Source organism: Faecalibacillus sp. TM498, from assembly GCF_020589955.1.
In the GTDB taxonomy this organism is placed as follows: Bacteria; Bacillota_I; Bacilli_A; order Erysipelotrichales; family Coprobacillaceae; genus Faecalibacillus; species Faecalibacillus intestinalis.
The window spans coordinates 25030-36666 of the sequence record NZ_JAJDKB010000026.1 but is presented as its reverse complement, the minus strand read 5'-3'; the positions used below and the strand labels follow the sequence as shown (position 1 = coordinate 36666).

The following is an 11637-nucleotide window of genomic DNA, read 5'->3' as shown; positions in this document are numbered from 1 at the left end:
CTTCTTCACTGAAAAGGTCTTCCCCTAAGATCTTTTCTAAAAGGTCGACTCCTTCGACCATTGATTTCGCCGTTTTTTCTTCTTGATAGACGATAAACATGAAAGAATAGTCTAAAAATTTAAATGTTTGCATGAAAGGACCTGTAGAACCATTATTGTAGACCGTATCCATTTCAACAACGCTTAGATTTTTATTTTCTGCTGTATAATTAATAAAGTCATCGTATGTACGACCATTCAAATACTTTTTATCTTCTCTTTTTTTATATTTATTAGAAGCCTTTTTGGTTATTTTTCTTTTTGTTTTGATTCTAAGATCGATATCGAGAAGTCCAAATTCTCTAAAGATACCATTTTCAATATAGTTGTAGAGCGTTTTTTCAGAAATATTCAATTCAGGATGATTGGTAACGATCTGATAGGGAGAATGCCCGGCTTTAATAAGCGGAACGATAATATCAGCCATAGCTTTGCATTCTTCATATGACATATTGATACCAGTTCTAGAATCAACAAGGTCTTCTCTATATTTTTTATGAGAAAAATCAGCCTTGTATCTATACTTATCATAGCGACAATGCGTATATTTAGAACAGCCGTTACATGCACCAGGAGAACGATCACGACGATTGCAGGTGAAAGGTTTAAAATCAGCACAATTGTCACAGACATGATTGTGAGAACAGTTTTTCATATTGGCACAATTAATTTTATAAGAAGATTTGTGAACAAGTTCTCTATGTTTTTTGATTTCTTTACCAACAGTAGACTTGTCCTTGCCGATGGTAAGAGCGATAGCAGCTTTAGTAGAGCCGTTTTCGATACCTTTTTCAATGATGATTCTTTCTTGAACAGTAAGATGTAAATTTTTATTGTTAGAAGACATGATAATCTACCTTTCATGAAAATGGAAAACAGATATCAGGTAAATTATACAGGTGAAAGAGTAAATTCCACAAAAGAAGTGTAAAAGTAAGTTCAACTGTAAGAGTAAATTCAACTGGAAGCTTGTGAAAGACTAAAATCCACTTTGTCATATCTAAAGTGGAATTTAACTTTTCACTTTAGAACATGCAATTGTTAAATAACGGAAACTTGAATTTCCGTTATTTTTTTTGTACAATAAAAAAGGTGAGAAAAATGGTAAAAATTAAAAAAGCAGAATATATATTATCAGCCGCATGGAAAAGCCAATGGCCTGAAGAAAGCTTTCCAGAAATGTGTTTAGCTGGACGATCAAATGTTGGAAAAAGTAGTTTTATTAATGCGATGTTATCTAGAAATGGTCTTGCAAAAGTATCAAGTACGCCAGGTAAAACAAGAACTTTGAATTTCTTTAATGTCAATGATGCACTTTATTTTGTAGATGTTCCTGGATATGGATATGCCAAAGTTGCTAATAATGTCACAAAACAATTCGGTAAAACGATGGATGAATATATTAGTGAAAGACAAACTTTAAGAGGTTTTATTTTACTTGTAGATTATCGTCATAAACCAACAAAAGATGATGTGATGATGTATGAGTTTGTTAAACATCATGGTGTACCTGTCATTGTCGTTGCGACTAAAGAAGATAAACTTAAACGTAATGATTTAAAGAAAAATGAAAAATTAATTAAAGATACATTACATTTTGATCCAAGTGATACATTTATTCGTTTTTCAAGTTTAAAGAAAAAAGGAATTCAAGAAGCTTGGAATGCAATTTATGAATTGTGTGATTTAGATTTTGAGTAGGGAAACCTACTTTTTTTCATATCTGATGATTTATTGCATAGACTTTGTTAGGAGGATGACTATGCAAAAAATATTTTACGAAAAGGAAATTGATTTATTACATCAATTAAAGGAATTAGTTTCTTTAACGGTTGATGAATCTATCGACTATAAGATTGAAGATCATGGTGTTAGAGCAGTGGGGAGTCTTGCTATTAAAGGAGAATATATTAGTCAAGAAAAAAGACATTTTTTAGAAAATGTGGAATTAGATGTTTATGCGGATGATCAAAAGATTATAGATCGTCAAGATTTTCATTTAAAGGTTGAAGATTTTCATTATGATATTATTGATGGTAATTTGAAAATTAAAATTGAAGTTGGAGTGTATGGGGTTGAAGAAGGTGAAAATCGTTATATTCAACTTGATGAAGATCCTATTGATGAAATTGAAAAATTATCAAGGGATGTTGAGACTCAAACGATAAATGAACAAGTCGTTGCTGAGGCACCCGAAGAAATTCATGATGTTGAAAAGTTACAAGAAAAAATTTATGAAACGAAAGAAAAAGAAGAAAAGGTTGATGATGACGAGGATCTAGGTGTTTATTATTTATATGTCGTTTTACCAAATGATACGTATGCTTCAATAGCTAGACAATACCAGGTAGATGAAAAAATGATTAGAGACTATAATCAAGATCTAAATTTAGATGCAGGACAAATTCTTATTATTCCTTATGCTCCAAAAGATCATTCAAACAAAGTATGATTTAGACGTAATTGGACTGATTCAAATCAGTCCGCATGTCTATAAAGTGAAAACAGCTAATCATTTTTATTGTGTTAAGATTGTTGATGAAAAGAAACTAGAAGTTGCTTATCAACATCTTAATACCTTACATCTCCATCATTTTATTCATTTGATATTAAATAATGAACAACACTATTTTACACCTTTTCAAGATCGATATATCTATCTTATGCCTTATTTACAAGAAGATAATCATATAAAAAAAGGAATGAAAATAAAAACATATTATCAAATCCTAGCATATTTACACAATCATTCTTTTTTTATGCAACATGAAGAAGATGCTTTTTTTAAAAAGCAGTATGATGATCTTTTTTCTTTGATTCAACAAAGAAAAAATGATTATGAAGAATTAATGAGAGAATTTGAATTTAGAAAATTTAAATCTCCAGCAGGTTGGATGCTTGTTTTAAATTATTATCGTATCGTTCATTATTTAAATCAAGCACATTATTATTTAAGTCAATATCAAGAAATAATGAAAGGTAAAAATGAAATTAGACTTTCTTTAACGTATAATCATTTTAATAAGGAACATATTTTTGTTAGTGATGAAACACTTATTTCAATTGATCGAATGAAAATTAATTATTGTATTTATGATTTGATAGATATTTTTCAAAATCATGATGAACTCTATGATAGTTTACCGTTATTAGAATATTATTTAAAAGAAGTAAAGCTTTTAAAAGAAGAAAAAATCTTAATGCAATGTATTTTATCAATTGTTCCACAAGTTCAATTAAATTTACAAGAAGAAGTCAATATTTATCAAATGTCAAAATTAATTTGTTATTTAGATGGTTTACAAGAAATATTCAAAAAGTTAATGATTGACGAGAAATAGTCTATTTGATAGAATAGAACTGCAATGATTTGGAGGAGTAGTTCTTCTTTGTTTGATAGAGAGTCCCGTTTGCTGGAAAGGGATAAATGAAAAGAGTGAAGGTAGCCAAGGAGCATGTTAGATGAAATGAAGTAGTTTAACACGTAGAACTGCGTTAAAGTTTTAAGGTGCTAAGTTTTATGCTTAGAACTAAGGTGGTATCGCGATATAAGTCGTCCTTAGAGGGATGGCTTTTTTATTTTAAGGAGGAAAAAGATGAATTATTTTACAGAGTATTGGTATGTATGGATTATTTTTGCTATCATGTGTGTGTTCTTGTTTAGTTTTTATGGTAAAAAATTTAAACAATTAAAAGAAAAAAGAAAGCAATATGAAGAAAAATTAGCTCAAGAAAAAGATATGTTTTCTCATCTTACAAGTGATGTTTTTGATAAGATAGAACCAATTGATCTAACAAGAGCTGTTATTTTTCATATTAATGCGAAAGAAGATCGTCTATATGAAGATGATAACTATGATGGAAATATTATTCCTTATTTAACACATGAGGAATTATTGATTTATACAATGTACCAATTAGAATGTTCTTTAGAAGGGGGAAGAGGTTCAATCCATTCGTTTTTTATAACAGAACCTTATTGTAATTATCGACCTTATTATAAAGAAGCATTTGAAACAATGAAATGTTATGATATTGCTCATTTATTAGAAGAAGCTGAAAAATTAGCTATTTTAATTGAAAATGATCAAGAAGATGAAATTGATGAAACAAGTGAATACGCTACATACAATTTCTCTGATTTTACAAATGAATTTGTTTCTTTATTACGTTCTTCAGGAATTGGTGATAAATTAGGAGAATACATTAAAGAACATAAAGAAAGTTTTATTGAAAAGGATGATGAAAATGAAAAAAGAATTAGCGAGTAAATATGATCATAAAAGTGTTGAAAAAGGTAAATATCAACATTGGTTAGAAAAAGAATATTTTAAAGCAGGAGATGTTTCTAAAAAGCCTTATGCAATCGTTATTCCACCACCAAACGTTACAGGTAAACTTCATTTAGGACATGCTTGGGATACAACTTTACAAGATATGATTATTCGTTATAAAAGAATGCAAGGTTATGATGCTTTATGGCTTCCTGGTATGGACCATGCCGGAATTGCTACACAAGCTAAAGTAGAAGCAAGAATGAGAGAAGAAGGAATTTCTCGTTATGATTTAGGAAGAGAAGGTTTCTTAGAAAAAGCTTGGTCTTGGAAAGAAGAATATGCTTCTATTATTCGTGCTCAATGGGAAAAATTAGGTTTATCTTTAGATTATTCGAAAGAAAGATTTACTTTAGATGAAGGATTATCTCAAGCGGTTAAAGAAGTTTTCGTTCGTTTATATGAAAAAGGATATATTTATCAAGGTAAAAGAATTATTAACTGGGATCCTGTACAAAGAACAGCTTTAAGTAATATCGAAGTTATTCATAAAGAAATTGAAGGGGCAATGTATTATTTCAAATATAAAATTATAGATAGTGATCAAGAATTAGTCATTGCGACAACACGTCCTGAAACAATGTTTGCCGATCAAGCTATCTTTGTTCACCCTGATGATGAAAGATATAAAGATTTAGTTGGTAAATATGCAATCAACCCAGCTAATGGTGAAAAATTACCAATTATGGCTGATAGTTATATCGATATGGATTTTGGAACTGCGGTAATGAAATGTACACCTGCTCATGATCCAAATGACTTTGCTTTAGCTAAAAAATACAACTTAGACATGCCTATTTGTATGAATGATGATGGAACAATGAATGAACTTTGTCATAAATATCAAGGTATGGATCGTTTTGAATGTCGTAAACAATTAGTTGCTGATTTTGAAGCAGCGGGTATTGTTGATCATATTGAAAAACATTTACATCAAGTAGGTCACTCAGAAAGATCAGGAGCTATTGTTGAACCTTATTTATCAAAACAATGGTTCGTTAAGATGAAACCATTGGCTGAAGCTGCTTTAGCTAATCAAAAGAAAGATTCTAAAGTAAACTTTGTACCAGAAAGATTTGAAAAAACATTTACACAATGGATGGAAAATATCGAAGATTGGTGTATTTCACGTCAATTATGGTGGGGACATCAAGTACCAGCATGGTATCATAAAGAAACAGGTGAAGTTTATGTTGGAAAAACTGCACCAGAAGATACCGAAAACTGGACACAAGATGAAGATGTCTTAGATACTTGGTTCTCTAGTGCATTATGGCCATTTTCAACATTAGGTTGGCCTAATACAGAAGATCCTTTATTTAAAAGATACTTCCCAACAAATACTTTAGTTACAGGATATGATATTATTTTCTTCTGGGTAAGTCGTATGATTTTCCAATCATTAGAATTTACAGGTCAAAGACCATTTGAACATGTTTTGATTCATGGTTTAATTCGTGATGAACAAGGAAGAAAAATGTCTAAATCATTAGGTAATGGGGTTGACCCAATGGATGTTATCGATCAATACGGTGCTGATACATTAAGATTCTTCTTAACTACAAATTCAGCACCAGGTATGGATTTAAGATATATTCCTGAAAAACTAGAAGCATCATGGAATTTTATTAATAAAATTTGGAACTCAGCAAGATTCGTTTTAATGAATATTGATGGAGATTTAGAATATAAGGATTTAAAATTTGATCATTTAAATTTATGTGATAAATGGATTTTAAATCGTTTAAATAACGTAATTGAAGAAGTAGATGCCAACATGGATAAATTTGAATTCGTTAATGTTGGTAGCGAATTATATAAATTCATTTGGGATGATTTCTGTTCATGGTATATCGAACTTACAAAAGTTCATTTAAATAGTGATAATGAAGTTGAAAAACAAGCAAGTGCTCATACTCTTGTTTATGTATTAAATGCAATCGTTAGAATGTTACATCCATTCATGCCATTTGTAACTGAAGAAATTTATCAAGCAATTCCACATTTAGAAGAATCAATTTGTATTTCTAAATATCCAACAGTAAATCCTGATTTTAATGATGAAAACATCAACAAACAATTTACTTATTTAATGGATATTGTTAAAGGTGTTCGTGAAATTCGTGCAAACTATACAATTAAAAATGCAATCGAAGTGGAATACTCAATTGAAACAAAAGATGAAAACTTACAAGCTTTATTAGACCAATGTGTTCCTTACTTAAAGAAATTATGTAATGCAACTTGTGTTGGTTATAATCAAGAAGCTTCTAAAGATGTTGCGACAGCAATGATTCAAGGTGGTAATACATTGATCGTTGAACTTGGTTCTTATGTTGATAAAGAAGCAGAAAAACAAAAATTACAAGCTGAACTTCAAAAACTTGAAGGGGAAATTAAACGTTGTACAAATATGTTAAGTAATGAAAAATTTGTATCAAAAGCACCTCAAGCAAAAGTTGATAGTGAACGTCAAAAATTAGAAGATTATACATCTAAATATAATGCTGTTAAAGAAAAATTAGCAGCTATGTAAAATCAAGTTTGAAAAAACTTGATTTTTTTTAATTTTTAAAAGAAAAATACTCAAAAAATGTCTATATAAATAGTGAGGAAGTTAGTGGGTGTCTGTTCCTTAAATAAAAAAAGGAGGAAATGAAAATGCAAGAATTACAATTAACAAATCAAATGGAAATTATTGGTGGAGGAGTAGGAACATGGATTGTCTGTGTTGTTGTGGGAGCAGCCGTTTATAAAATGTTATATTCTTCTAGTGGTCGTATTTCAATTCCAAGACTTGTTTCTATTGAATGGAGATAATAGATGAAGGTACTTCGGTACCTTCATATTCTTTATTAATTTTCATAGACTAGAAAGAGGTGAGTCTATGAAAAAGAAAGGAATGCTTATTTTTACTTTTTTGATGCTTTTATGTAATACACTAACTATGTATTATGTAAATCGAGCACTTAAACAAGAAATCAATATCTATGTTGTCCAAGTAGGACGTTATAAAGAAAAAGCAAATGCTGAAAATACAATGAAACAAATAGAAGAATTAGGGTATAAGAGTTCTATGTATCAAGATCAAGAGTATGTTGTTATTACTGATATTTTTATAAAACAAAAAGAGGCACATCAACAAGCAAAAGAGATTGCTGAAAAAGGAAATACATGTGTGGTTAAAGAATATTTTATAGATGATCGTTATCAAGAGAAGATTGAAAAAAAAGAATATAATGCAATTTATCAATTTTTAAAAACAAATTGACAAGGAAGTCACTCTTTGATAGTATGCTTTCAGGGGGTGAAAACTTTGAACTTCAAAACAAAAGAAATGTGTTATTGCGCACTTATGGCATGTATGATGGCTATATTTTCGCAAATTAAAATTGATTTACCAGGATATGTACCAATTACATTACAAACCTTTATGGTTTGTTTAATTGCATTGATTGCTCCTTGTAAAGTAGCAGTTAGTGCATGTGTTGTTTATTTGTTGATGGGAGCGGTTGGTTTACCTGTTTTTGCTGGATTTCAAGGTGGTATGGGATCACTTTTAGGTTATAGTGGGGGATATATCTTTTCGTTTCCAATAATGGTCTATGTTATTTCAAAATTAAAAACAAGAGTTCCTATTGGTTTAGCATGTATTATTGGAAGTGTGATCTGCTATTTTATTGGAACACTGTGGTTTATGTTTGTGACGAAGATGAATTTAAGTGCTTCTTTAATGATGTGTGTTGTTCCTTTTATACCTGGAGATCTTATAAAAATAGTATTAGCCTATTGTTTAAGTAAAAAAATAAAAGTAAAGCTTTAAATGATGTTGAATTGTCCTCGCTTTGAAAGACCAAGAGAAAAAGCAATTTATAATGGGATTGAAACTTTATCGAATCAAGAATTAATTGCAGTAATTTTAAGAACAGGAAATAAAGAAATGTCTGTTTTAAATTTGGCTTCTTTATTATTAGAAGAAATAGGAGGGTTCCAAGCTTTAAAAGATGTAGACTATTATCAATTAACGAAGATCAAAGGTATTAAACAAGCAAAAGCAATTGAATTAATGGCAAGTATAGAACTTGCGAAAAGAATGCAAAAAGAAAATACAAAAAGATTTGTTATTAAAGAACCTCAAGATGGTTATGAATATATTAAACATAAATTGATGTTTGAAAAACAGGAAAAAGTCATTTTACTTTGTTTAAATAGCCGTTTAGAAATCATTCAAGAGAAATTATTATTTATAGGAAGTGGAGATGCTTCTATGTTAGAAACAAAAGAGGTATTTCAACATACACTTAGATGTGGTGCTAATCGAATTATTTTGATACATAATCATCCAAGTGGAAATCCTGCACCATCTGTAGAAGATGAACTAATAACGCAAAAGATTAAAGAAATGGCGGATTGTTTAGAAATAGAGTTCATAGATCATCTAATTGTTGGTAAGCATTGTTTTTATAGTTTTGCTTCAAAAAAAATCTATCAAAATAAAGAAGATTGATTTTTTTTAGTGAACTCTATATAATGAATGATACTAGAGGTGATTATATGAACAATCGTAGAAAAAAAAGAAATAAAAGAATTATGATTGGTGTTTTTGTCGTTGTTATTTTAGTATCAGTTATTGGTTTTTTTGTAGGGAGAAAACAATCCCGTTTAGAAAAGACATTAAGTAATTCTATTTCTATGATTGAATACTATATTATTAAAAAACCTATTTCTTTTGTAAATGATATCTTTAATGAATATAATGATTTAAAGGATGTTTATGATGAAAATAGAATTTTAAAAGAAAAGTTAGATTCTTATGTCAATATTGAATCTGAAAATGAAGTTTTACAATCAGAAATTAAAAAATTAAAGAAATTAACAGAAATGGATTATCTTCCAAATGATTATAAAACGAAGGCAGCTAGTGTACAAATACGTGATCAAACAAATTGGAATGATGAAATTACAATTGATGCTGGAAGTTTAAATAATGTTCAAGAAGGAATGGCAGTTTGTGATTCTAAAGGAATGATCGGTGTTGTTAGCCATGTAACGGAAATTAGTTCTACTGTTTTGTTACTTACAAGTGAAAATCCATCAAATCAAATTCCAGTAATGATTATTAATGGTGACCAAACGATTTATGGATTATTAAAAAATTATGATGTTAATAAGAAAGTTTTAAATATTACTTTACTTTCAGGAATTGATAAATTAGAAAAAAATGCGAAAGTTTATACTTCTGGTTTAGGTGGAGATGGAAAATGCCCTAAAGGAATTTATATTGGTAAAGCAAAAAAACTGGTAACTCAAAGTGATGGAACAACAATGACTTTAACTGTTAAAATGGCTGCGCAGTTTAAAGATTTATCTTATGTAAGTGTAGTAAAGAAGGTCAATGGTAATGAAGAATAAGCTTGTTAGATATTTAATTATCATGTTTATTTTCTTTGTTATCGACAGTATTTTACGTTTTTATTTACCATCTTCAATTTTGAAATTAAATTTGACAATTGTTCCTTATGTTGGTGTGATGATGTTTGATTTATTGACGAATACAATTGATGAAGATCATCGTTATATTTTTGCAGGAATTTGTGGAATTTATTTTAGTGTAATTTATGGAAATTCTATTTTTGTATATGTCTTATTGTTCTTTATGTATTCTTTTTTTGAAAAGCGTTATATGAAAAAAGCTGTTATGACTTATTTTGAGGCAATTGTCATCGTTGTTTTGACAATTTTTGTACAGGAGAGTGTGTTATATTCTTTAATGTGGATAACAAATACAACTCAATTAGTGATAACAACATTTCTAATTAAGAGACTACTACCAACATTACTATTCAATATTGTTATTTTTAATGGGGTGTATTTTATCCACGATAAATTAAAACTTGAAGGTGATATTGATGTGTATTTTAGTTAAGAATCTTAATGGACGTTTGATTTTTATAATGGATAATGAAGTCGATTTTGAAGTTTTATTAAATGAATTAAAAGGTCTTTTGGTGCAATCTTTCTTTAAAAAGAAGGATTATTACCCAAAGGCCTTTTTTGATTTGAAGGGTCGAATTTTGGAAAATGATGAGATATTACAATTTTTTGGTGTTCTTGTAGAATGTAAAAGTCTCTTGTTTGGTGGTTTTATAGAAGAAAAAACGGAGGAGAAAAAAGAATTAAGAATGATCGATGCTTCTATACATGCGGGAGAAAAAATAGAAATTTATGAAGATACATTAATTACAGGTAAAATCAATCCAGGAGCCATTGTTCAAGTGTATGCTAAATTATATGTCATGCAAGGTGTTTTTGGGATTATAGAAGCCCAAAGTGAAGAAGCTTGTATTTCCAGTCAAAGATTTAAGAATGCAACAATTCGCTTTTTTGGAAAATCTATACACCATTTTACAACTTTCGAAATGTCACTTGTTTATTATAAAGATAACGATATCGTTGTAGAAAAGGGGGATTACATACATGTCTAGAATCATTACTGTGACATCTGGAAAAGGTGGCGTGGGTAAAAGTAGTATCAGTGTTAATTTAGCAATTGCTTTGGCACATCAAAACTTAAAAGTATGTTTGATTGATGGAGATTTTGGTTTAAAGAATTTAGATGTTATGATGGGATTGGAAAATAGAGTTGTTTATGATTTAAATGATGTGATTTCTGGTAAATGTGAAATTCATCAGGTGTTGGTCAAAGATAAAAGAGAACAAACGCTTTATTTATTACCAGCGTGTAAAACGTTGTCTTTTCAAAATTTAGATGCATCGATCATGGCGGCACTGATTGATTATTTAAAAAATGATTTTGATTTTATTATTGTAGATTCACCAGCAGGAATTGAACAAGGGTTTACTTATGCCTCATCAATTGCTGATGAAGCAATTATTGTTGTTAATCTTGATCTTGCAACATTAAGAGATAATGACCGAGTGATTGGCCTATTGCTTAAAAAGGGGATACAGGATTTAAAGCTGATTATTAATAAAGTGAATTTAGATGATATTGAAGATGGCAAATCATTAACGATCGATGATGCTTTAGATATTTTATCCTTACCGCTTTTAGGAATTGTTTATGAAGATCATGAAATGATTGAAGCTAATAATAAAGGACGCCCTGTTTATTTGTTGAAGGGTCATCTTTTACATGATTGTTTTGATAATATCGCACATCGTTTGTTAGGACATAAAAGAGCTTTTGCTAAATGTAAAAGGAGAGGTTTATTAAGTCGTATCTTTTTGGGATGATTTCATA

Annotated in this window: 14 protein-coding genes and 1 other annotated feature; of the genes, 13 read left to right on the top strand and 1 reads right to left on the bottom strand. The window is 29.4% G+C overall.

The features are described 5' to 3' along the window. Positions 1-886 (bottom strand): helix-turn-helix domain-containing protein (locus LJD32_RS09190; RefSeq protein ID WP_227403816.1); only part of this gene is annotated, 886 nt, incomplete at its 3' end. 254 nt (positions 887-1140) lie between these two features. On the opposite strand from LJD32_RS09190, the gene yihA reads away from it, so the two are divergent. The 13 genes from yihA (at position 1141) to minD (ending at position 11630) form a co-directional block, all read left to right on the top strand. Further along, entirely contained in the window at positions 1141-1740 is a 600-nt protein-coding gene (yihA, locus tag LJD32_RS09185) for a ribosome biogenesis GTP-binding protein YihA/YsxC (protein WP_032091603.1), read from the top strand. Between the two features lie 61 nt (positions 1741-1801). After that, positions 1802-2491, top strand: a complete 690-nt coding sequence (locus LJD32_RS09180; protein WP_022002239.1) for a LysM peptidoglycan-binding domain-containing protein — start codon at positions 1802-1804, stop codon at positions 2489-2491. After that, entirely contained in the window at positions 2460-3380 is a 921-nt protein-coding gene (locus LJD32_RS09175) for a hypothetical protein (RefSeq protein WP_227392226.1), read from the top strand. The genes LJD32_RS09180 and LJD32_RS09175 overlap by 32 nt, the downstream gene beginning before the upstream one ends. Positions 3381-3395: 15 nt before the next feature. After that, positions 3396-3603 (top strand) — a binding site (T-box leader). A 32-nt stretch (positions 3604-3635) separates the two neighbouring features. Beyond that, the gene (locus LJD32_RS09170; RefSeq protein WP_032091600.1) at positions 3636-4310 is read left to right on the top strand and encodes a hypothetical protein; all 675 of its coding nucleotides are present in this window, start codon (positions 3636-3638) and stop codon (positions 4308-4310) included. After that, a complete protein-coding gene (locus LJD32_RS09165) occupies positions 4288-6909 on the top strand; it encodes a valine--tRNA ligase (RefSeq protein ID WP_318532671.1) in 2622 nt (873 codons plus the stop codon). Before LJD32_RS09170 ends, LJD32_RS09165 begins: the two co-directional genes overlap by 23 nt. A gap of 125 nt (positions 6910-7034) precedes the next feature. Beyond that, complete coding sequence (locus LJD32_RS09160; protein WP_167389340.1) at positions 7035-7193, top strand: hypothetical protein; 159 nt, start codon at positions 7035-7037, stop codon at positions 7191-7193. 67 nt (positions 7194-7260) lie between these two features. Further along, on the top strand, positions 7261-7644 hold the full coding sequence (locus LJD32_RS09155) for an SPOR domain-containing protein (RefSeq protein WP_032091598.1): 384 nt from the start codon (positions 7261-7263) through the stop codon (positions 7642-7644). Between the two features lie 45 nt (positions 7645-7689). Next, positions 7690-8196, top strand: coding sequence for a biotin transporter BioY (locus LJD32_RS09150; protein ID WP_032091597.1), 507 nt, complete (start codon positions 7690-7692; stop codon positions 8194-8196). Then, positions 8197-8880: a RadC family protein gene (radC, locus tag LJD32_RS09145; protein WP_119362975.1), complete on the top strand. Its 684-nt coding sequence runs from the start codon at positions 8197-8199 to the stop codon at positions 8878-8880. A gap of 47 nt (positions 8881-8927) precedes the next feature. Next, a complete protein-coding gene (gene mreC / locus LJD32_RS09140) occupies positions 8928-9785 on the top strand; it encodes a rod shape-determining protein MreC (protein WP_227392224.1) in 858 nt (285 codons plus the stop codon). Then, on the top strand, positions 9775-10299 hold the full coding sequence (locus LJD32_RS09135; protein WP_032091594.1) for a hypothetical protein: 525 nt from the start codon (positions 9775-9777) through the stop codon (positions 10297-10299). The genes mreC and LJD32_RS09135 overlap by 11 nt, the downstream gene beginning before the upstream one ends. Next, positions 10283-10858: a hypothetical protein gene (locus LJD32_RS09130; protein ID WP_227392223.1), complete on the top strand. Its 576-nt coding sequence runs from the start codon at positions 10283-10285 to the stop codon at positions 10856-10858. The genes LJD32_RS09135 and LJD32_RS09130 overlap by 17 nt, the downstream gene beginning before the upstream one ends. Further along, on the top strand, positions 10851-11630 hold the full coding sequence (minD, locus tag LJD32_RS09125; protein ID WP_022002228.1) for a septum site-determining protein MinD: 780 nt from the start codon (positions 10851-10853) through the stop codon (positions 11628-11630). Before LJD32_RS09130 ends, minD begins: the two co-directional genes overlap by 8 nt. The last annotated feature ends 7 nt before the right edge of the window (positions 11631-11637 follow it).